This is a genomic window from Desulfoluna sp. CYM3A (assembly GCF_056829965.1).
In genome coordinates, this window is record NZ_CP186556.1 from 4,072,475 (window position 1) to 4,093,947 (window position 21,473).

The window sequence follows — 21,473 nt, forward strand, 5'->3', positions numbered from 1 at the left end:
TGGGAGAGATATGGGATGAGAGATAAGCCGTTGGTTGTATTGGGCAGTGTCAACGCCGACCATATATTGCAGGTAAAGAAGCTTCCCCGGCCCGGGGAGACGGTTACGGGCCACGGGTATCGGGTGGTGCCCGGGGGCAAAGGGGCGAACCAGGCAGTGGCAGCCGTGCGGCTCGGGGCGAGGACCGCCTTTATCGCCTGTGTGGGGGAAGACGACTTTGGACGTCGCATGAGGGATGCCTTTCAGGCCAAGGGCATGGACATCCAGGGGGTGATGACCGAGGAAGCCATACCCACGGGCATGGCCATGATCTTTGTGGCGGAAAGCGGGGAAAACTGCATCGGCATCTCGCCCGAGGCCAACGCCTGCCTGACGCCTGAGCGCCTGGCCCCGCACCTGGGGCTCATCCGAAGGGCCTCGGCCCTTCTCATGCAACTGGAAACCCCCATTGAGACGGTGATCATGGCTGCGAAAGAGGCAAAAAAAGCAGGGGTACCCGTGGCCCTGAACCCGGCCCCGGCCCGCCCCCTTCCCAAAGAGCTCCTAAAACACCTTACCATGATCACACCTAACGAAACCGAGGCCGCTTCCCTCACCGGCATCACCATCCACGACGCCGCCAGCGCCATGGAAGCCGCCGCCTGCCTCCACGACATGGGGGTGGACACGGCCATCATCACCTTAGGCTCCAAAGGCGCCTTTGTGAGTGCCAAGGGCAGGGGTGCCGTGGTCCCCGGATTCCGCGTCACCCCCGTGGACACCACCGCCGCCGGGGACACCTTCAACGGCGCCCTCATGGCGGCCCTGCAACGGGACGAGCGACTCGCCGAAGCCGTCACCTTTGCCCACGCCGCAGCCGCCCTCTCAGTAATGCGCATGGGCGCCCAGACCTCTATTCCCACGCGGAAGGAGGCCGAGGATTTTCTCCGAAAGCAAAGGTAGTTACCACCCAGCCGTCGGCCACGCGGCACATGTAGGGTGTGCTTGCGCACCATGCCCGGGAAACCTACCCCTTTGCCATGCTTTCAAGGCAGAAAAGGCCAACACGCTCATCGGCTTTTATGACCGCTTCGGCGGTGCGTAAGCGCACCCTACCCACCACGCCGTCGGTCACGCTACCCCGATTCCCCGAAATCTCCTGCATGTGGCATATCGGCCCCACCCCAATCATGGGGGTACACCCCTTGTGCAACGTACCGATGATAAGTCGACCACGGCCACTTCGAAACCACCTCGACCAGGCCATGCTTCACCGGGTTGTAATGGATATAATCCATGTGCGTTTCAAAATCACGGTCGTCGCGGATCCGATGCTCCCAGAACCGCCGTTGCCAGATCGTTCCTTCACCCCGGCGCGACCGCGATTCGGACATCATCTCATCCCGATAAAAACAGGTTTCGCAAGAAGCCGTCACATGCTGCTTGATCTTTGCCCACCGGAGGCTGAAATCCCCGTCTCCCATCGGCAGGGTCCAGATGCAATGCAAATGGTCGGGAAGAAGCACCCACGCGTCGATGGTAAACGGAGAAACAGTCCTCACCCTCTCGATCCCTTCCCTCAAAGCCGTCCGGACAGGTTCCTCACACAAAATCGGCCGACGCATGTGGGTGACCACGGTGAAAAAAAGTGTGGCGTCAGCAATCTTCTCGCGTCGATAATTTGGCATTCCTCCCCCCTTTGTCTCTCAACGATTCGTCTATTTTCTTTTGCTCCCTTCTCAGGGACTCCGAAAAAACAGAACCAACAAAGCTTCAATAACCATCTTAAACGTTGAGCAATCTTATTTCATACACCATAACATTATTTATCAACAACGATCAGCTTCACACGAGGCATATATGGTGTGCTTGCGCACCATTGGCCGGTAAACCGGCACCCTTCACCATCTCCATGGGGATCAAGGGGCTTGCACACTCATCGGCTTCCATGGCCGATTCGGCCATTCGGCGGTGCGCAAGCGCACCCTACCATTCACCTCATTCCCTTGCCCAACGCCACGCTTCATGTTACCTCTTTCATCACAACACATTCCCCCCCAATCCCCCCCTTTTTTGACAACATCCCCCTTCGACATCAAAGGAGACACCATGAAACGCGCCCTGTCTGTTCTGGCCCTCTGCCTTGTCATCGGCCTGATCCATGCGTCCCCTGCCGCAGCTTTTTTTACCCGGGGCACCATCAACCGGGACCTGGCTTACGACCGCCTGGCCCTCACCCCACCGCCTTCTGGAGCAACAACCTACCGGTCCAAGGCATCAGGGGTTATTGAAAACACCACCCGACAGAAGATTTCTCTCACCGCCGAGGTCTCGTTCTGCAACGTCTTTGGTGAGCCCCTGGGCACCGCCAAGGTTCGATGCACCATCCCTCCCATGAAAAAAAAGGCCTTCAAGGCCACCCTCAAGGGCAAGGTCCCGGTGGACATCAAGGACGCCCATCACGTGGAGTGGACCCTGCTTCGCATGACAAAAGACTGAAACCAAAAGCACGAAAAAATGAACATTTTATCATTTTGTTCATTTTTTTTATTGACACCCAACCCTGAACACCGATAACCATGGAATATCTTACACCCATTCTCACATAACGAAGTAAACCAAAGGAGGACCAGCCTATGACCGGCCGCTCAGCAGGGGCTTGCCGCCCAGCAGATTCCTCATTTCAACTGCAATCTTTATTCCGATCCTTCTTCTCGTGATCTATGTCTACTCCGTGGAGATGGGCAAGGAAAACTGGAAGGTGGTCCTGGCGGGCCTTGCCTTCATCGGAATGGATTTCTTTAACGAACTCTGGAACGCCCTGGTCTTTCACTTCACCGGATACGCACCGGTGTGGGGAGCCCCGGCCGACTCCAGCTACATCATCCTCATCGGCTGGAACATCGAGATTCTCTTTATGTTCATGGTCATGGGCGTGGCCGCGGTCAAGAGCCTTCCCGCCGACAAGGACAAAAAAATCCTGGGAGTCCCCAACCGCTCCTTCTACATCATCCTCTTCACCACGGCCTGCGTGGTGGTGGAATGCGTGCTCAACGCCATCGGAGCCCTTACCTGGGACTGGGCCTGGTGGAGCATCAAGTTTCCCATTTTTATCTTCCTCATCGGCTACCTCCCCTTCTTCGTCGTCTCCTTCTGGGTCCACGACATGGAAACCGACCGGCAGCGCGTCAAGGTGGTCTCCTCCATCCTTGCCTTTGACTTTGCCTGCGCAGCCGTCTTCGGGGGCCTGGGCTGGATTTAAGAATACCCTGCCTCCGGCGGCGAGGGTGGCGAAGCCACGATAGCGAAAACACATCGAAAGCTGATTGCCCTTGCGTTTAGTCCCTCGTTCCTCGGGCCAAAGCGCAAGGGCCTTCGGCCCGGGCTTCGCCCGACAGAAACGCTGATGGTTTGTGCGGGCTGGCTCACACGCTTCGAAGAAACAGGATACGTTGTCGCTACTTGCCCATTGGCGATTTAACCTCACGGCCTCCGGTAAGCCTGATGCCCCAGCTTGGCTCTGGCCTCACCCTTCCTTCCCCGGGGTAAGGCCCATCACATGAGTTCATAAGTTGCACCCGGCGTTTTTCCAACAGCTGTGCCGCTCATCTTTACACCCTGCCAATCCTCCTGACAGACAAATCCCGCAGTCACCCAGACCACATGCCCTACGCCTCGATTAGCCCCTTATTTCACGTCACTTCCCTCCGCACAGGACATGCCCGCCCTTGGTATGCAACTTGCTCACTGGTCAGTCGTAAGACTTGAACGAAATGATGATTGACCATGGGGGAGATACACATGCCAAAGCAGCTTACCATCAGGCAAAAAGCGGTCGTCCTGCTCATCGGTATAACGGTGGGCGTTTCCATTATCTGCATCCATTCCAACCTGGCCATGGGTGGGATCGTTGCCATCGATCAAACCCTGGGACTCCTGGAGGGAATGAACACCCGCATCCTGGAGTGCAGGCGGCAGGAAAAAAACTTTCAACTTCGCGGGTTCAAAGCCCATGGCAAGGACACAAGAAACTCCCTGGGAAATGGAAGCCCACTGCAAAGACCACCGGACGTTGTGGGACTTGCAGGCCGCACGGTGCCGCGGTGTACCGGGAACTCCCTTGCCCGGGCCACAGGGGAGATTCATGCCTACATCACCGATTTCCGCCATTTGACAACCCTTTACGGCACCCCGGATTACCAGATGCGAAAAACCGAGCTGGAGCCGGTCATGGTCGCCCATGCACGGTCCTGCCAGACGATCACAGGCAATATCGCAGCACAGGAAAAAAACAGAAAACAAACCCTTATCACGCTTATCATGCTTGAACCTGGCCGTGGGAATTGTGGTCATCTCCAGCCTGGTGCTTTTGGGTAGCGTTCTCATCAAAAAACTGGTGCAGCCGGTGCGGGTGCTCTCCGGGGCCCTGGAAGACATCGCCTCAAAGGACGGCAACCTCACCGTCCGCCTCCCCGTGAAAAACCGGGATGAGATCGGCAAGCTGGCCCACTGGTTCAACGTCTTTGTGGGCAACATCCACGCCATTGTCGGGGAGGTGTCCAGGGAGACAGACGCTCTGGTCTCTGCCTCGGCCAATTTGGACGCCATCTCCGGTATCATGACTCGCAGCGCCGAAAGCACCGCCAACCGCTCCGGCACCGTTGCTGCGGCAGGGGCCCAGATGAGCGCCACCTTAAGCGCCATCGTCACGGCCTCCGAAGAGGCCACGGCCAACCTCACACGGGTGGCTGGGGCCACCGAAGAGATGCAGGCTGCAATGGACAACATCGCCGCCAAAACAAAAAAAGCGAGCTCCATTTCAGAACACGCCGTCTGCCGCCAGGCCGGATCCTCTTCCTCAAGGATCCGGGAACTCACCCAATCGGCAACGGACATCAGCCACGTGGCCGAAACCATCACCGAAATATCCAATCAGACCAATCTTCTGGCCTTAAACGCCACCATCGAAGCATCCAGGGCCGGTGCCGCGGGCAAAGGGTTTGCCGTGGTGGCCAATGAAATCAAAGCCCTGTCCAAACAGACCGCCGAAGCCACCCTGGGCATCCACGATCACCTTACGGGCATGCAGAAAACCACCCGGATCACGGCAGAGGGCATCGAAGACATCGCTCAGATTATCCACGACATCGACACCATCATCTCCGACATCGCCACAGCCGTGGACCAGCAGTCCACCGCCACCCGGGAGGTTGTGGGGCGCCTGGCCCGAACCTCCGGACGCATTGAGGGAGTCAACGGCAACCTGGCCGAAGGCACCATCGCCGCCCAGGAGATCGCAGGGGATATCTCGGAAATCGACGGAGCCTCCCGGGATATCCTTCAAACCGCCGTCTCCGTGGGACGGAACGCCGATACCCTGGCGGACATCGGCACTCGCCTGGATCGCCCACATCAGCATATAAAAAACGGTAACTATTCAGTTTGCCTCCGGCGGGTCGCTTTTTTGAAAAAAAGCTCCGCAAAAAACTTTCCAAATACACCCGCCCTTTGTTTTGATCGCCCTTCGGGGCGATCAAAACAAAGGGCGGGCTGCAAAAATAACGAATGTCTTTCGGCGAAGCCTGGAATGATTTTTTTAAGACCTGTTTGTCAAACTTTTCAAAAGTTTGGCCCCCGGCAGGGCCGCCGGAGGCATGCTTTTTCCAGAAACATTGACCATAGACGGCACATCATTACGCCTTAAACCACCAACGCTGTGCACATCGGAACCCGTCCAGCTCCCAGTTCACCGCCGGCTTGTTGAGCCCGAGCTTGCTGCTTGCAGCGGCAATGTCCATGCCGAAGACCGGAATAATGACCCCGCCTTCGTCCCTGACCAGACGCTGCATTTCTCCGTACTGCTGCTTTCGCCTGGCCTCGTCGAGTTCGCCCCTTGCCGACACCAGGAGTTCGTTGAACCGCTTGTGCTTCCAGTTGGTGTCGTTCCAGGCGGCGTTGTCGGCATAGGCGGTGGAGAACATCATGTCCTCAGTGACACGCCCGCCCCAAAAAACGGCGCAAAAGGGCTTCTTGAGCCAGACATTGCTCCAGTAGCCGTCATTGGGCTCACGCACCACGTTCAGGTCGATGCCTGCCTTTGCCGCGCTCTCTTTGAAGAGAACCCCGGCATCCACGGCACCGGGAAAAGCGGCATCGGCAACGTGAAGGCCCACCTTCAGGTTGTCCATCCCCGCTTTTTTCAGGTAGTGTTTTGCCTTGTCCGGATCGTACACCCGCTGGGGCAGGTCCCCTGCGTGGTAGCGGTTGCCGGTACTGATGGGGTGGTCGTTGCCCACCACGGCGTACCCGCGGAACACGGTCTTTACCAGTTGCTCACGATCCACGGCGTGCTTCAGGGCCATGCGTACGTTGTTGTCGGCATAGGGCGCCGCGTCCGTGTGCATGGCAAAGGTGTAGTGCCTGTAGCCAGTCTGCTTGATGAGCTGAAGGCCGGGCGTGCGCTCCAGGAAGCGAAGGGTCTTGAGCTCGCACCGGTTGATCAGATCCACCTGACCGGTTTTCAGGGCGTTGGTGCGTGCGTTGATGTCGTTGATGGCAAGGGTCTCCACTTCGTCGAACCAGCCCCTGTCGTCCCGGAAGTAATCGGCATTTCGCACGGTGAGGCTGCGGACCCCGGGTTCAAAGGCCTTGAGGCGATACACGCCGGTGAAGATCCCGTCGGTGCCGTCGTGGCCTTCGGGGACGATGACCAGGTGGTAGTCCGTGAGGATGTAGGGGAAATCGGCGTTGGGGGAGGCAAGCTCCATGCGCACGGTGTAGGCATCCTCTTTGACGATCTTCTTAATGGGCTTCACAATGGCCTTGGCCGCTGAGGTGCTCTTCTCGCCCCGATGCAGGTTGATGGAGTGGATTACGTCATCGGCGGTCATGGTCTTGCCGTTGTGGAAGGTCACCCCTTTGCGCAGGCGGAACACCCAGGTGGCGGCATCGGCTGAGGCTTCATAGCTCTCGGCGAGCTCGGGAACGGCACGCCCTTCGTTGTCGATCTCCATGAGGCTGTTGCCCAATTGACCATAGACAAGGGTCTGGGTCATCATGTCCGTGTGATCACCGCGGGTGAAAGCGTATCCGTGGTGGAGGCGCCCCCCATGCCCACGCGCAGGCGACCGCCCCGCGTGGGTCCCTGTGCGGCCTGGGCCCCCAGGGGAAAGATGGACGGAGCAACGGCCAGGGCAAGCCCCAGTGTCGCTGCGCGTCGCATGAACTCTCGGCGCGAGATGCGCCCTTTCTCCAACTGTGTTTCCAACTCCTTTAATGCATGCATACGTCTTTACAGATTCCTTTCTCCGGTGCGTATCGCACCGGGGTTGACGGCGTTGCCGAAAGCCAACGCCTGAAACATGAGTAAAGGTAACGGTTCAGCTCAATCTGCCTCAGACAGCCGGAAGGACCTTCACAGCGTGTGATGTGATATCCCGTAGTGCGCCTGCGCCCGTTTACTGCAAAGCCCAAAGTCTCTTTGCCTTCCTTCTGGTCACCCCGGATATGGCTTTACATAACCGTTGCGGTCCTTCGGCGGTGCGCAAGCACCGCCTGCCTCACATGCCCGACACCCGGTTAGGTTGCGGGCAAAAACGGTACCAAGAAAACGATTCAGGCCGAATCCGCGTTCATGCGTATCGAACCATCGTTTGTGATAAGGGCTATGCCCTAAAATATTTCTGCAGCCACCGGAGGCAGGCTGAATAGTTACGTTTATTTTGCCCTAAGCCACGCTCCCTTCGAGGTAGTTATCCAGCCAGTCGGTGTCCATCTCCGGCACGGAAGCAAGAAGTTTTTCTGTGTAGGCATGGTGGGGCGGGCTGAGGACGTCAGCCCGCGGGCCCTGCTCCACGATGCGACCTTTGAGCATCACAACCACCTCGTCGGCGATGGCTTTCACGGTGTTGAGGTCGTGGGTGATGAACAGGTAAGCGACGCCAAGCTCCTTTTGCAGGCGCCGAAGGAGATTCAGCACCGATTCGGCCACGAGCTGGTCCAGGGCCGAGGTCACCTCGTCGCAGATGATGAGATCGGGCTCGGCCGCCAGGGCCCGGGCGATGCAGACCCGCTGTTTTTCCCCGCCCGAAAGCTCGGAAGGATAGCGTTGCAGGTAGGCCTCGGGAAGCTCCACCATGGAAAGCAACTCTAAGACGCGGTCCCGCACCGCCTCTTTGTCCATACCGAAATAGAAGACAAGGGCATGAGGATGATTTCAAGGAGTGTCTGGCGCGGGTTTAAGGCCACATCGGGCATCTGGTAGATCATCTGGAGACGCCGTAAGGTCTCCCGGTCCCGTTGGGCTGTTTTGGGCTTGAGCAGGTCGCCCCCGAACCGGATCCGCCCCTTGGACGGGGGCAAAAGGCCGGTGATGACCCGGGCCAGGGTGCTCTTGCCGCTGCCCGACTCCCCCACCACGGCCACGGTTTTTTGCCGCTCCACGTGAAGGGAAATCTCCTTGAGTACCCGCTCCCCTTTTTTGTACCCGGCGGTGATGCCGTCAACCTTCAAGAGCGTCTCACCTGCCTTCTTTCCTTTTCGATTTTTTCCTTTGTCCAGACGCACGGAAATGAGATCTCGGGTGTAACTCTCTTTGGGGTCGTCCAGAAGGACTTCGGCCTCCCCCTCCTCCACGAGGTTCCCATCTTTAAGTACCATGATCCGGTCCGCCATCTGGGCCACCACTGCCAGGTCGTGGCTGATGTAGATGGCGGCCGTGTTCTTATCGCGGATCACGTCCCGAATGGCGGCCAGTACCTCGATCTGGGTGGTGACGTCCAGGGCTGTGGTGGGCTCGTCAAAGATGATGATGTCCGGGTCTGCGGCCATGGCCATGGCCACCATGGCCCGCTGGAGCTGGCCCCCGGAGACCTGGTGGGGATACCGGTGCCCGATCTGGTCCGGCTGGGGGAGGTTGAGGCGATCGTAGAGCTTCACCGCCTTCTCCTCGGCCCGGGATTTTCCTGCGATACCATGCTGGAGGGGCACCTCGGTGAACTGACGGAGTGGGTTGTGGCCGGGTTAAAGGAAGCTACGGAACTCTGGGCCACATAAGCAATACGGGGCCCCCAGAGTTTTCTCCGCTTAGACGGAGACATGGCCATGAGGTCCATGCCGTCAAAGACGATGGAGCCTTTCGTCACTTCGCACCCGGAGCGGATGTACCCCATGGCCGCCAGGCCCAGGGTGGATTTTCCCGCCCCGGACTCGCCGATGAGCCCGAGCACCTCCCCCCGTTTGAGGGTGAGGTCGATGCCGTGGATGATCTCCTCCCGGCGCTCCCCCTGGCCCCCTGAAATATGGATATCGGTCATGGTGAGCAGACCGTTTTTCTTCTCTTTCTTCTGTGTTGCCATGCGTTGTCTCCTTTACTGCGCTGATTTGCCCTGCCTGTTGAGAAACCAGTCCACCACCAGGTTCACCCCGATGGTCAGGACGGCGATCACCGAAGCGGGCCAGAGGGCCACGGGGATCCCGAAGGTGATGGCCCCGGCGTTTTCCCGTACCATGCTCCCCCAGTCCGCAGCCGGTGGCTGAAAGCCAAGGCCCAGGAAACTCAAGGCGCTTATAAATAGAAACACAAAGCAGAACCGCATGCCGAACTCGGCAATGAGGGGCGGCAGGGTGTTGGGCAGGATCTCCCGGCGCATGACCCACCAGAGCCCTTCGCCGCGCAGGCGGGCGGCCTCCACATAGGGCATCACCTCCACGTCCATGGCAACGGCCCGGGCCAGGCGAAACACCCGGGTGCAGTCCAGCAGGGAGAGGACCACCACCAGCACGGTCACCGAAGTGCCCATGACAGACAGCACCATAAGAGCGAAAATAAGGGGAGGAAAAGCCATGACGATATCCACGAGTCGCCCCAGAACCTGGTCCACCCACCCTTTCAAGGTGGCGGCGGCAAGGCCCAGAAACGTGCCGGAGACAAAGGCAATGACAGTGATCAGAAGGGCGATGCCGATGGTGTTTCTCGCACCGTAGATCAGGCGCGTCAGCATGTCCCGACCGATATGGTCCGTCCCCAGGAGATGGCCGGGCCCCATGGAGAGCCACACATCCCCCACCACCTCCGTCTCCCCGTAAGGGGCCACATAAGGCCCCACCAGAAAGACAAAAAGATTCAGCGCGATGACCACCACCCCGAACAGGGCACTCGGCGGCATGCTCTTTAATGTATTCAAAATCCGTTTCATATCCCCCCCTATTTCGGATGCCGCAGGCGCGGGTTGCTCACCATGGACAACACGTCGGCCGTCAGGTTCAGGCCCACGTAAGTCACGGCAAAGATCAGGCCGCTGGCCTGCACCACGGGCAAATCGCGCTTGGAGACAGAGTCCACCAGAAGCTGTCCCAGCCCCGGGTAGACAAAAACCACCTCCACCACCACCACCCCCACCACCAGGTAGGCAAGGTTCAGAGCGATGACGTTGATGATGGGAGCCAGGGCGTTGGGCAGGGCGTGGGCAAAGACGATCCGTCGCCGGGAGATACCCTTGAGGCGGGCCATCTCGATGAAGGGAAGGTCCATCACATTGATAATGGCAGCGCGGGTCATGCGCATCATGTGGGCCAGGACCACCAGGGTCAGCGTGATGCAGGGAAGGGTAATGGTGTGCAGCTTCACCGCCAGGGACATGTCGCGGGTCAGGGTGGAGATGCTGGGAAAAAGAGCCAGATTAACTGAAAATAGCGTAATGAGAATGTAGGCTACGAAAAACTCAGGAAAGGAGATGGCGCTCAACGTGGAGATGGATAGAAACCGGTCCATCCAGGTGTCCCGGTACAATGCGGCGAGCATGCCGAGGCAGAGCGCCAGGGGAACGGCAATGAGGGCCGTGATCCCCGCAAGGAACAGGGTGTTCTTGAACCGCCATCCGATGAGATCGGCGATGGGTTTTCCGCTGGCAAGGGAGTTTCCGAAGTCTCCCCTGACCACCTCAGCCAGCCAGGTCCCGTATCGGACATGGGCCGGAAGGTCGAGGTTCAATTCGGCGCGAAAGGCCGCTACGGTTTCCGGCAGGGCGTTCTGGCCCAGGGCAAAAGTAGCACTCATTCGGCGAGATCCCCGGGAAGGGCCTCCACACCGACAAAAATAAGAACCGAGATCACCAGAAGGGTCCCGATACCGATGGCCAGTCGCCGGGCCACCATGCTTACCATTGGATTGTTGATAATACCATTCATAACACGCGCCATACGACCACCACGATCCATCACCCTTTTTTTCATAACAAAGTGGTCGATGCATGACACAAGACCCGGAATCCACCGGACCTCCTCTCTCCTTTCTTTTATGGTTTCCAAAGGGAAGTCAGGGACTTCTCCTTATCGCTTATCTGTAGCCCGGATCCTGGAACAGACACCTCAAAGGCCCAAAAACCATCCACGCAAGCCGCCCCAGAAACAGGACGCAGGAAAACCGGAGGGACCCAACACCGCAGCGATGTTCCCCAGGCTTTCGTGGAGATTTTGTCGCCTCCATAACTATAAACATTGATTTTTAAAATCTACTTAGCATACATAAAAGTTTATTCATTCACAAGGCAGGAACAAACACGCTCAAAAAGAAACCACTTGAACACATCTCCACCAAGGACGACCTTCTCCACCCAAAAACTCACGACGGCACACCCGGCGACAAATCGTTTTTGTCTTTTTTAACAATGACAAAAAGAAGGAAAAAAATCATGAGGAGGACAAAGGTAAAGGGAAAAACGAAGAAGGTGTCCATGAAGAGGCGGTCTTGGAGGCCCTGGCCGGAGAGCCCGGGGGCGACGGAGATAAGGGAACGCCGCTCCATGGCGACGATCACGGCGTAAAGCAGGCCCAGGAAGCCGTAGGAGAGATTGTACGCCAGGCCTTTGAAACTGAGCACCGTGGCCCGGGTTTCAGATGGGGCCAGGCGGTTCAGGTAATGGCTGACGAAAAAAGCCACCATGCTCATGGCCCCGAAGAGAACCAGGGCGGGAACAATCCCCAGGTAAGGGGGAAAAAAGGCCATCCAGGCAAGGCTGGCAAGGGTAAGGACTCCCAGCACCATCAGGTTGTAGCGTGGGGATCGGGTCTCGGCCAGGTGACGGGAGATCCTGGGCACCACGATGCCCAGGGCCGCCACCAGGGCACCGATAAGGCCGAAACTCGCTTCGGGGATGCCGATGACCCGGTAGTACTGGCTTGCCAGGGTGATCACCATGCGCATCACCCCGTCGAAGATCAGGCCCGCCAGGATCACCGTAAGGGCAAAGGAAGTGGTCAGGATCCAGCGCCCGGCTTCCAGGGTCTTTGCAAAGGCCTCCGCCGTGGATGGCTGCTCCGTGTGATCCGGGTTGGCCGGTTCGGACATGGCCAGGGCACACCCAAGGGTCAGGATCCCGAAGACAAAAGTCAGCACAAGGGGAATGCGCAGGGTCAGGTCCTGGGTCACGGAGATCGCAAGGCCCAGAAAAGAAAAAACCCGCCCCATCACCTCAGGGTCGTACACCAGGCCGCCTAAGACCATGGCCACCACAAAGGCCACGGACTGCACCCGCATCTGGACCTCAAGCACCCGGCCCCAGTCCTCTTCCATCCCCTCTCGCTTGAGGGCATCATAGGCCAGGGCTTCGTCTGCTCCGCTGGCCGAGGCCTCGGCCAGGCCGCTCAGGACCCGGTTCACAAGAAACAGGGTGAAAAGGAGCCCTCCGCCGCGGATGGGGGCCACGCACAGGAGAAAAAGTTCCACCACCATCATGGCCCCGGTGGCCACCAGCAGGCGTTTGCGGCCGAGGGTGTCGGCAAGGGCCCCGGAGGGCACCTCCGACACCACGATAACGCCGGCCCACACGGCGTTGAGCAGGGCAAACTGTGAAACGGTGAGGCCGAAGTCAAGGAAGAGAATCGAAAACACGGGGTAGTAAAAACGGGCGGTAAAAAAAACACGAAAGGCGATGAAAAGACGAACGTTTCTGACGGAAAATGGTGACCTGACCGGCACATCATGCATGGCACATCCCCCTTGCCCGGGCATTTCATAAAAGTGATTAAAAAAAGTTAATACGCCGCCACAACAACCACTTACCCAAACATTTCAAGACATTCAAAAGCCCAAAATACAATTCACCGTTTTAGGTCTGTAAAATATCAGGAATTGGGCGACCCATCGGCAATCCCCGGTTAACAAAGAAAAAAACAACCCGAAAGCCTTAGCCGGGGGAACCCACCCCCTCATGCGCAGGCAGATGCTCCACTGAAATCCCAGGGATCCCTTTTCTTCCCAAGACGTTACAACGGATCGCAAATTCAGGAATCGAAAGCCTCATTGCGAGCATGCTCTTCCCTGTAAGAGCACAACCCGCTTTTTCCTTTTCAGGCACCCGGTCAAACCCTGGGTGTCAAGCCGTTGTCATTCCAGACAATACACATAAATACCTTTTAAAATCAAGCAGATTAGCTTTTTGTTATTTATCCCGTGTTCCGGCTGTGGTATGCATGAAGAGATGATAATTTCATCATTTTTTTCATTGTGTTTTACTTTGGAGAGGAACGCATCATGAACAAAATTCTCAGAATCGACACCAAGAGGAAAGAATTTTCCTATTCTGACCCGGACGACCGGTATGCCCTCCTGGGGGGGCGTGCCCTGACGTCCCGCATGGTCATGGACGAGGTCCCGCCGACGTGCCACCCCTTGAGTGCCGACAACAAAATCGTTATCGCACCCGGCCTGCTATCAGGCACCACCGCCGCCAACTCCGGCAGGCTGTCTGTGGGCTCCAAGTCTCCGCTCACCGGCGGAATCAAAGAGAGCAACGCCGGCGGTCTGGTGTCCCAGAAACTGGCCCGCATGGGCATTCAGGCCATTGTCATCGAGGACAAACCCGAGGAAGCGGACTACAGCCTGATCCATATCACCAAAGAGGGGGTCTCCTTCCTCCCCGCCGATGACCTGGTGGGCATGACCAACTCTGAGGTGATCACCACCCTCTGGCAACGGTTCGGCGAAAAGGTCGGCGTGGCCTGCATCGGCCCCGCCGGGGAGCAGCGCCTCACCGGCGCCTCCATCCAGCTGGCCGACCCCAAGGGAAATCCCGGACGTGCCGCAGGGCGCGGAGGCCTGGGCGCGGTGATGGGATCGAAAAAGATCAAGGCCATGGTCATCGACGATACCGGCTGCGAGCGCGTAAAGCCCGCCAACAAGGAGGCCTTCTCCGAGGTGGCAAAAAAATGGGCCAAGCTCCTCACCAGCCACCCCGTCTCCGGTGAAGGCCTTCCCGGATTCGGCACCGCCATTCTCGTCAACGTGGTCAACGAAGCCGGGGCCATGCCCACCAAGAACTTCCGAAGCGGCCGGTTTGACAAGGCGGACAAAATCAGCGGTGAGATGATGGCCGAGCTCATTGAAAAACGCGGCGGCATCATCAAGGAAGGCTGCCACCCGGGCTGTGTCATCAAGTGCTCCCAGGCCTACCACGACAAGAACGGGGACTACCTCACCTCCGGGTTCGAGTATGAAACCGTATGGGCCTTCGGCGCACACTGCCTCATCGACGACCTGGACGCCATCGCCGAGATGGACCGCCTCTGCGACGACATCGGCCTGGACACCATCGACGCGGGCGTGGCCATCGGCATGGCCATGGAGGGTGGCCTCATTGAGTGGGGAGACAAGGCCGCGGCCATCGACCTTCTCAACAAGGTGAAAACCGGCGACCCCGTGGGCAAGATCATCGGCAACGGCGCAGCCTTCACCGGCCAGGCCCTGGGCGTGGACCGCATCCCTGTGGTCAAGAAACAGGCCCTGCCCGCCTACGACCCCCGAGCCGTCAAAGGCGTGGGCGTCACCTACGCCACCACCCCCATGGGGGCTGACCACACCGCAGGATACGGTGTCTGCCAGAACATCCTCAAGGTAGGCGGAGACGTAGACGCCCTGAAAAAAGAGGGCAACATCGACGTGTCCAAAAACCTCCAGGTGGCAACCGCCGTCCTGGACGCCGCAGGCCTCTGCATCTTTGTGGCCTTCCCCGTCCTGGACAGCGAAGAGGGATTCGGCATGATCGTGGACATGATCAACGCCCGCTACGACACCAACCTGACTGCCGACGACGTGCTGGCCATCGGCATCAACACCCTGGAGACGGAAAAAGCCTTCAACCGTGCCGCTGGCTTCACCAAGCACGATGATCGCCTGCCCGCCATGTTCAAGGAGAACCTGGAGCCCCACAACGTGACCTGGGACTTCACCGACGACGAACTCGACGGAACCCTCTCCTTCGGGTAGCCGAGGCACCTGACAACCGGAGAGCCGCGTCCTTCATCCATAAGGCGCGGCTCTTTGTGTCAGGGCCCCATGGAACCACACCACAGACACGATGAGCCTATGAAACTTGAACTCAAACTCTTTGCCACGCTCCGGCCCTACCTGAAGGGCACCTGTGAGGACGGCACCCTGGAGGTGCCGGACAACACCACGGTGGCCGATGTCATCAAGCTCCTGAAGCTCCCGGAGGAGCAGGTCCGGCTGATCTTTGTCAACGGCAGGCACGCGGACCGGAACCGGGAGCTATGCGCCGGCGACCGGCTTGGCATCTTCCCCCCGGTGGGTGGCGGGTAAGCCCAGGGGGCTTCCTTGCCAGGTATGCCAGGGAGAGCTGTATTTCTTTGTTTACGTCCCCGGGATGCCGCCCTGCCTGTTTGCTCATTCATATCAACACCATGCACGCGCCCGATTCCAGTCTGACCCGATCATTTTTACGCGAATGTTTATACGCCGCCGTAAAAATAGGGTATACTGCCCTGAATTGGTATGTCTTTTCAGCAACGTCCGTTTGACCCGCACCCGGAGATTCTGTTATGCCCAAGTCCCCCTTTGATCAGCCGTCGTTTTTCCAACACATGCCCCCGGAGATCCCTCTGGATAAGTGGCAGCGCCTCGTGGACCTCATCGCCGTCATCTACAAAGCCCCCGGTGCCTGGTTGATACAAGCCAATGAAGCGGGCATGGAAACCCTGCTGGCGGACAAGGGGCCTGAAAATCCTCTGAAACCCGGTGATGCAGTGGCACAGGACGTCAATATCTACTGCCGCCATGTCATCACCCGGAACAAAGCCCTGTACGTAAAAAACGCCGTCCACGACGACTGCTGGGCAGACAACCCGGAGTTCACAGAATACGGGTTCAAATCCTACCTCGGGGTTCCCATCCAGTGGCCCGACGGTACGGTCTTCGGCACCCTCTGCACCATGGACACCATGGAGACAGACCATCCCCATGAGTATATCGAGCTCATGCACCAGCTGAAGCATGTCATCGACGGAGACCTCAGCCAGCTGGTCACGACGCGCAAACTCCATGAACTGAGCCTGAAGGATGAGCTGACCCAGCTCAACAACCGCCGCGGCTTCATGGACCTGGCCCGAAAAATGGTCCAGCTGGCGCGCCGCAACGGTTTCTCCATCGCCATGACCTTCTTTGACCTCAACGGCCTCAAAAACATCAACGACACCGCCGGACACCAGGCTGGCGATCGCCTCATCCGGGCCTTTGCCCGGGCCCTCATGGAGGCCACCCGCATCGAAGACTGCGCAGCCCGCATGGGAGGCGATGAATTCGTGCTCCTTGCCCTCCAGAAAACCCTGCCGGAAACCGACATGCTGGTCAACCGGATCCGCCGGTCCTTTGAGGCCATCCTGGAAGGTGACCCCGACATCAAGGCCCCCTCCTTCTGCTTCGGGACCCGGACCTGCACGCCTTCAGAGCCTTACACCATCGACTCCCTGCTTTTGGAATCCGATGCCCTTATGTTTGAAGACAAGAAGCGGTTCAAAGAAGAAAAGGAATAGGGAATAGGGAATAGGGAATAGGGAATAGGGAATAGGGAATAGGGAATAGGGAATAGGGAATAGGGAATAGGGAATAGGGAATAGGGAATAGGGAATAGGGAATAGGGAATAGGGAATTTTATTCAAATACAGGATGGATGCCCGAAAAAACCGACCGTTGGGCCGGTTTTTTTATGCCCACCGACGAAATCGGTGACCCGATGCCAGAGGCCACGCGAATACGCCGAAAACATGTGTGTGATGGCGGCCGCCATGCATTCGCCACAGGGTTTCAAGGTGCCCCCTCTTACGCCGGAGATAATGCGTGTCGTTCCTTTATTCCACCTCTTTGCGACAAAGCAGATGCACATAGCGTCCCATGGAGGCAAAGGGCTCTTTGCGGCAGTGGGCCCGTTCAATCTCCAGGGTGTCTTCGTAGCTCCGATCCTTCAGGACATCCTTTCGCATGTATTCGGTGAACACCCTTACCCCGGTTTTCCGAAGCACGGTAAGCCCCATCCCGGCCACCCACGTCTCCACCTCTGAAGGGTCCAGGGGGTGAAGGGGGGTAAAGCTCCGGGAAAATCCGCCGAACTCACCGGACATCACCTTGCGGAAGTTGCCGAGGATGGCGTTGCGATGGATAAGGCAGTTGACGTTGTAGAACATCAGGGAAAGGGATCCCCCCGGCGCCAGAGCTTTCACAAGCGCTTCCAGGGAGGTTTGAGGCTCCACCAGCCACTCCAGGACGGCATGGAAGAGAATCACATCAAAGGCCCCGTTCTTTCCGTTGATGAACTCCTGAAACGGCCCGTGGTGGAAAGTGCAACGCTCGGTCACCCCTGCCTCCGAGGCCATGGTGCCCGCAAGCTCCAGCATCCGCTCAGACAGATCACAAAAATGCACCCGATGCCCCTTTGCAGCCAGCTCGCAACCCATCTGGGCCATGCCGCAGCCCGCATCCAGAATCTCCAGGGGCCGTTCTCCGTCGTAGAGGCCGGCAGGCTCCTGTGCAGGGCTTCGGGGAGGGTGAAAACGGTTACCGCCTTGGCGTGTGGTGTTCCCAAAGCGATCGGCCAGGTCGTCAAAATTTCGGTCTTCTCTGGGGTGGCTGTCGTCCATGGGTCCTGTCCTGTGGGTTGGGGTCTATCCTTTCCGGTTATCCTGCTTCCAGATACACCCATTCCCCCCCAAAGTCGAGGCGAGGGCCCCAAAAAAACGCAGGGGCCCCCAGGAAGCGCCGAGGGCCAACGCATGTAACAATCCAGTTGCCTTCTATGGTTAAAGTGGGCAAGAAAAGCCTGCCTCCGGCGGCCAGGGGATTTTTTGCCTAAGTGGCTTCGCCACCCCTGGACCCCAGGTTGCGAATGCCCTCTCCCTTCGTTCCTCAGGGTGAGGACATTCGCGAAGGTTTCTGGATAAGTGAGCAAGACCTGTTTATCAAACTTTTCAAAAGTTTGGCCCCCGGCAGGGCCGCCGGAGGCGTCTTTAACCTGGCTGCCTCCGGCGGGTCGCTTTTTGAAAAAAGCTCCGCAAAAACTCTCCGGTAATAAAAAAGAAGAGAGCTATACCTTGTAGGGACGCATCCTCAAAAAACAAAACCTGTTCATCTAACTTTTCAACAGTTTGGCCCCCGACAGGGCCTCCGGAGGCAAAAATCTAAGTGCGTTGGCCCTGAGGAAGCACCCGGGAGGGCTTGCGCGCCGTTGGTTGAGCTGATAGGGTACATTCTTTTTTTTACCCGAACCCACAAGGAACATCCCATGCTCACCGTCGTTGCAGCCCTTATCCGCAAAAAAGGAACCATTCTTGTTGCGCGGCACCGACCCGGCACCCGCCATGGGGGCCGCTGGGAATTTCCCGGGGGAAAGGTTGAGGACGGAGAGACCCCGGAGGAGGCCATTGTCCGGGAGATCCGTGAGGAACTGGGCATCCGTACATCGGTCGTAACCTACGTCGGGGAGAGCATCGCCCACACCGGCACCGCCACCATCCGCCTGCTGGGCTACGAGCTGAAGTGGGAGTCCGGGGACCTTGCCCCCACAGACCATGACCGCATCGACTGGGTACGCCCCCGGGACCTTCTCTCCTACGACCTCCTTGAGCCCGACCTGCCCCTTGCCAGACGATACATGCAGCGCGAGGAATCCCAGGCCAGGTGAAGAAAAGTCCCCCTATTCCGTATCGCCTGTTCTGTGCAAGCCAGCGCACCTTGTTGTGTGAGGTGGCCTTCTCCTTTTCCATGCCCTCCGAGGGCCACGGCCGCGTCACCATCACCCTCACCTACCCCGATCCGTCTTCAGGCGGTGCCACCCGACGCCACGCCCAATCCCAGAGCTGGTTCACAAACAGCCGGGATGAGCTCCTCATGTGTGTGGGGCGATTTTCCCTGCCCGATGCTTTAAAACGACGCGGCATCGGCTCCTGGATCTGGTCGCGCCTCCACGGGCACCTTCCCGCCGACGTACGGGAGCGATTGATCCGATCCTCTCCTCCACCGACGCCCTGGTCCCGAAGACCGATGGCAACGGCAGCCCCCTCTTGGGCTCCGAGGGGCCTCTGTTCATGAACCAGGTGGCCCTTCGCAATCGGTTCTGACTCGGTCCGTTGCCCCGTTGAGCCCCGGCAAACCGGCTCTCTGGTGCGACCCTGAAGGCAACGGTGCCTTCAGGGGCCGGTTCAAAGATCCCCATGGGGGCCGGGCCTGCCCACGGATCGTCTCCTCTCCCCGCGCATAAAAAAAGGGTGCATGAAAAACGTGTCATACACCCCTTGATCATGGGGCGACGCCATGGAAACGAGCTGTCACGGCGTCCGCCTTGTCTATTTGTTATCACGTTTCTGTCATCACTTGTCCGAGACGTGGTTCCTGTTGAACTCGGTCTCCACCATTACGCCAAACTTGTAGGCTTCATAGCCCTCGTTCTGGGGCAGCAACGCATACCCACCGACCCAGGGGCTTTCCTCGGCCAGCTCCTCAAGACGGCTGTAAGTCTGCTCGGCCTCAAGGGTTTGGTCATGGTTTTTTGCCACGTAATTCTTGGGGATAAAAACCCGCCGCTTGGTGACGCGCAAATCCCCGCTCGCCATCTTCTTGGCCCGGACTTCCACCACACGGCCCTCGCCGTTGGTTGAAGTCGGCTATCCCGCGACCCGTTCAAGGGCTTCGTTGCCCAGAGCATACAGGTCGCTGCCCGGTTCGGCGACACGTCCGTACGTAAAATCAAACAACCCGGCAGAAACCGGTCCGGCCACCAGGGTGGCCGCCGTCACCACCAGGGCCACAGCAAGAAAACGGGTCACACATCGTTTGAGAGCTTTCATTTTTTTGCCTCCATTTGGCTCGCTTGTGCCGACATGCATGCCGACGAGATCATTGAACGACCCAGGCCGGATGCGCAGGTCGTTGGGGTTGCCGACCTCGAAAACAGAAGGAAGCCCGCACCATTACGAATGACCACTGTTGCAAGAACAGCTCAATCGGGGAGAAGTCTGGTAAGTATGACCGCAAAGAAGAAAGATTTGGAATGAATGGAATAAAGAGAAGGATATCAACAGGGCATCATCAGATGGACTCCCTGGATTGAATTTTAGTTTACTATACCATGCCGTGAACTGGAGGTTCAAGCCCATTGAAATCAATCCGTTACAAAAAAACAAACCCCCGTCGCAAAAGCCCTGCCGACGTTGCGAAAGACACGGTCCCGCGCCGGGCGCCCCAAAGGGTATAAGGTGAAAAAAGCCCCTGCGACCCGCACTTTTTTCCATGGGCACCACTCTTTTCGTTTGACGAACAAAGAGCAATCCCATTAGCATTTCCGGGACAACACACCGCGCCGTCCCATGCCGTGTAGCTCCCCCTGTAAGCATCCAGGACAGCGCACCTTTTCAATGCCACACCCCACCCAACCACCGACGGATACGGAGACCGCCATGGAACGACTCACGTTTAGCTGCGACGGACGCATCGGCCGACTCACCCTCAACCGGCCGGACAAGTACAACGCCTTTGACGAACAGATGGTCCGCGAAATGGAGACCCTTTTCCCAGAGCTCATGTACAACGAGGAGGTGGGGGTCCTCATCCTCGACGGAGGTGAGGCCAAGGGTTTCTGTGCAGGCCTGGACATGCAGGGATACGGCCCGGAGATCTTTGCCATGCGCCCTGTCAACGCCTACAACGCCCAGGCACGCATGAGCCGCCTGATGCTGGCCATGCGCCGCATCCCCCAGCCTGTGATCTGCTGTGTCCACGGTGCCGCCGCAGGCATAGGGTTTTCCCTGACCATGGCCTCGGACATCCGCATCCTTGCCGACAACGCCCGCTTCTCCGCCGCCTACATCAACATCGGTTTAGGGGGGGCGGACATGGCCTCCAGCTACTTCCTGCCCAGGCTCATCGGCTCGGGCCGGGCCAACGAGTACCTCCTCACCGGCAACTGGATGGGCGCAGAAGAGGCCATGGCTTTAGGTTTTGCGAGCCGCCTGGTCCCCAGGGAGGCCATGATCCCCACCGCAACGGAGCTGGCCACCATCATGCTTTCCAAAAACCCGTTGGGCATCCGCATGACCAAGGAGGCCATCAACGCCAACATCGATGCGGGGGGCCTGGAGGCCTGCCTCCAGATGGAGGACCGCAACCAGATGCTCATGGCCTTTGCCATGCACAACCCGAACCAGTAGCCACAGGA

At 58.3% G+C, this 21,473-nt stretch carries 24 protein-coding genes; 11 read left to right on the forward strand and 13 right to left on the reverse strand.

All coding sequences use genetic code 11. The annotated features are described in order from the left end of the window. Nucleotides 1-15 precede the first annotated feature (15 nt). The gene (gene rbsK / locus ACOYW1_RS20670) at nt 16-942 is read left to right on the forward strand and encodes a ribokinase (protein ID WP_482419543.1); all 927 of its coding nucleotides are present in this window, start codon (nt 16-18) and stop codon (nt 940-942) included. Nucleotides 943-1,115: 173 nt separating this feature from the next. On the opposite strand, the gene ACOYW1_RS20675 is transcribed toward rbsK, so the two are convergent. Next, the gene (locus ACOYW1_RS20675; protein ID WP_482419544.1) at nt 1,116-1,667 is read right to left on the reverse strand and encodes an REP-associated tyrosine transposase; all 552 of its coding nucleotides are present in this window, start codon (nt 1,665-1,667) and stop codon (nt 1,116-1,118) included. Nucleotides 1,668-2,088: 421 nt separating this feature from the next. On the opposite strand from ACOYW1_RS20675, the gene ACOYW1_RS20680 reads away from it, so the two are divergent. The 4 genes from ACOYW1_RS20680 to ACOYW1_RS20695 all read left to right on the forward strand — a co-directional run bounded on the left by ACOYW1_RS20680 (nt 2,089) and on the right by ACOYW1_RS20695 (nt 5,683). Continuing rightward, the gene (locus tag ACOYW1_RS20680) at nt 2,089-2,478 is read left to right on the forward strand and encodes a hypothetical protein (protein WP_482419545.1); all 390 of its coding nucleotides are present in this window, start codon (nt 2,089-2,091) and stop codon (nt 2,476-2,478) included. A 160-nt stretch (nt 2,479-2,638) separates the two neighbouring features. Further along, a complete protein-coding gene (locus tag ACOYW1_RS20685) occupies nt 2,639-3,241 on the forward strand; it encodes a hypothetical protein (RefSeq protein WP_482419546.1) in 603 nt (200 codons plus the stop codon). A 539-nt stretch (nt 3,242-3,780) separates the two neighbouring features. Continuing rightward, entirely contained in the window at nt 3,781-4,356 is a 576-nt protein-coding gene (locus ACOYW1_RS20690; protein ID WP_482419547.1) for a hypothetical protein, read from the forward strand. Then, the gene (locus tag ACOYW1_RS20695) at nt 4,316-5,683 is read left to right on the forward strand and encodes a methyl-accepting chemotaxis protein (protein WP_482419548.1); all 1,368 of its coding nucleotides are present in this window, start codon (nt 4,316-4,318) and stop codon (nt 5,681-5,683) included. The genes ACOYW1_RS20690 and ACOYW1_RS20695 overlap by 41 nt, the downstream gene beginning before the upstream one ends. Here the strand turns inward: ACOYW1_RS20695 and ACOYW1_RS20700 are convergent. From ACOYW1_RS20700 to ACOYW1_RS20740, 9 genes are all read right to left on the reverse strand, one after another. Next, on the reverse strand, nt 5,673-7,037 hold the full coding sequence (locus ACOYW1_RS20700) for an ABC transporter substrate-binding protein (protein WP_482419549.1): 1,365 nt from the start codon (nt 7,035-7,037) through the stop codon (nt 5,673-5,675). The genes ACOYW1_RS20695 and ACOYW1_RS20700 overlap by 11 nt on opposite strands. Further along, the gene (locus ACOYW1_RS20705; protein ID WP_482419550.1) at nt 7,034-7,234 is read right to left on the reverse strand and encodes a twin-arginine translocation signal domain-containing protein; all 201 of its coding nucleotides are present in this window, start codon (nt 7,232-7,234) and stop codon (nt 7,034-7,036) included. Before ACOYW1_RS20705 ends, ACOYW1_RS20700 begins: the two co-directional genes overlap by 4 nt. A gap of 471 nt (nt 7,235-7,705) precedes the next feature. Next, on the reverse strand, nt 7,706-8,146 hold the full coding sequence (locus ACOYW1_RS20710; RefSeq protein ID WP_482419551.1) for an ATP-binding cassette domain-containing protein: 441 nt from the start codon (nt 8,144-8,146) through the stop codon (nt 7,706-7,708). After that, entirely contained in the window at nt 8,128-8,916 is a 789-nt protein-coding gene (locus ACOYW1_RS20715) for an ABC transporter ATP-binding protein (protein WP_482419552.1), read from the reverse strand. The genes ACOYW1_RS20710 and ACOYW1_RS20715 overlap by 19 nt, the downstream gene beginning before the upstream one ends. Further along, nucleotides 8,913-9,335, reverse strand: coding sequence for an ATP-binding cassette domain-containing protein (locus ACOYW1_RS20720; RefSeq protein WP_482419553.1), 423 nt, complete (start codon nt 9,333-9,335; stop codon nt 8,913-8,915). Before ACOYW1_RS20720 ends, ACOYW1_RS20715 begins: the two co-directional genes overlap by 4 nt. A 12-nt stretch (nt 9,336-9,347) precedes the next feature. Continuing rightward, entirely contained in the window at nt 9,348-10,175 is an 828-nt protein-coding gene (locus tag ACOYW1_RS20725) for an ABC transporter permease (RefSeq protein ID WP_482419554.1), read from the reverse strand. An 8-nt stretch (nt 10,176-10,183) separates the two neighbouring features. After that, nucleotides 10,184-11,035, reverse strand: coding sequence for an ABC transporter permease (locus tag ACOYW1_RS20730; RefSeq protein ID WP_482419555.1), 852 nt, complete (start codon nt 11,033-11,035; stop codon nt 10,184-10,186). After that, nucleotides 11,032-11,166 carry a hypothetical protein gene (locus ACOYW1_RS20735; RefSeq protein WP_482419556.1) on the reverse strand — a complete coding sequence of 45 codons (135 nt, stop codon included), beginning with the start codon at nt 11,164-11,166 and terminating at the stop codon, nt 11,032-11,034. Before ACOYW1_RS20735 ends, ACOYW1_RS20730 begins: the two co-directional genes overlap by 4 nt. 433 nt (nt 11,167-11,599) lie before the next feature. Continuing rightward, entirely contained in the window at nt 11,600-12,964 is a 1,365-nt protein-coding gene (locus ACOYW1_RS20740) for an MFS transporter (RefSeq protein ID WP_482419557.1), read from the reverse strand. 546 nt (nt 12,965-13,510) lie between these two features. Between ACOYW1_RS20740 and ACOYW1_RS20745 the strand changes: the two genes are divergently transcribed. From ACOYW1_RS20745 to ACOYW1_RS20755, 3 genes are all read left to right on the forward strand, one after another. Continuing rightward, nucleotides 13,511-15,241: an aldehyde ferredoxin oxidoreductase family protein gene (locus ACOYW1_RS20745; protein ID WP_180140037.1), complete on the forward strand. Its 1,731-nt coding sequence runs from the start codon at nt 13,511-13,513 to the stop codon at nt 15,239-15,241. Between the two features lie 99 nt (nt 15,242-15,340). Further along, nucleotides 15,341-15,574, forward strand: a complete 234-nt coding sequence (locus ACOYW1_RS20750) for a MoaD/ThiS family protein (RefSeq protein WP_482419558.1) — start codon at nt 15,341-15,343, stop codon at nt 15,572-15,574. 239 nt (nt 15,575-15,813) lie between these two features. Next, on the forward strand, nt 15,814-16,803 hold the full coding sequence (locus tag ACOYW1_RS20755) for a sensor domain-containing diguanylate cyclase (protein ID WP_482419559.1): 990 nt from the start codon (nt 15,814-15,816) through the stop codon (nt 16,801-16,803). Nucleotides 16,804-17,118: 315 nt separating this feature from the next. Here the strand turns inward: ACOYW1_RS20755 and ACOYW1_RS20760 are convergent, their stop codons facing one another. Further along, nucleotides 17,119-17,904: a methyltransferase domain-containing protein gene (locus ACOYW1_RS20760; protein ID WP_482419560.1), complete on the reverse strand. Its 786-nt coding sequence runs from the start codon at nt 17,902-17,904 to the stop codon at nt 17,119-17,121. 641 nt (nt 17,905-18,545) lie between these two features. Between ACOYW1_RS20760 and ACOYW1_RS20765 the strand changes: the two genes are divergently transcribed. Together ACOYW1_RS20765 and ACOYW1_RS20770 are read left to right on the forward strand one after the other, a co-directional pair. Further along, entirely contained in the window at nt 18,546-18,944 is a 399-nt protein-coding gene (locus ACOYW1_RS20765) for a (deoxy)nucleoside triphosphate pyrophosphohydrolase (RefSeq protein ID WP_482419561.1), read from the forward strand. Beyond that, on the forward strand, nt 18,941-19,351 hold the full coding sequence (locus tag ACOYW1_RS20770; RefSeq protein ID WP_482419562.1) for a hypothetical protein: 411 nt from the start codon (nt 18,941-18,943) through the stop codon (nt 19,349-19,351). Before ACOYW1_RS20765 ends, ACOYW1_RS20770 begins: the two co-directional genes overlap by 4 nt. Nucleotides 19,352-19,629: 278 nt before the next feature. On the opposite strand, the gene ACOYW1_RS20775 is transcribed toward ACOYW1_RS20770, so the two are convergent. Together ACOYW1_RS20775 and ACOYW1_RS20780 are read right to left on the reverse strand one after the other, a co-directional pair. Next, a complete protein-coding gene (locus ACOYW1_RS20775) occupies nt 19,630-19,896 on the reverse strand; it encodes a hypothetical protein (protein WP_482419563.1) in 267 nt (88 codons plus the stop codon). A 27-nt stretch (nt 19,897-19,923) separates the two neighbouring features. After that, on the reverse strand, nt 19,924-20,106 hold the full coding sequence (locus tag ACOYW1_RS20780; RefSeq protein WP_482419564.1) for a hypothetical protein: 183 nt from the start codon (nt 20,104-20,106) through the stop codon (nt 19,924-19,926). 609 nt (nt 20,107-20,715) lie between these two features. On the opposite strand from ACOYW1_RS20780, the gene ACOYW1_RS20785 reads away from it, so the two are divergent. Next, entirely contained in the window at nt 20,716-21,465 is a 750-nt protein-coding gene (locus ACOYW1_RS20785) for an enoyl-CoA hydratase/isomerase family protein (protein WP_482419565.1), read from the forward strand. The last annotated feature ends 8 nt before the right edge of the window (nt 21,466-21,473 follow it).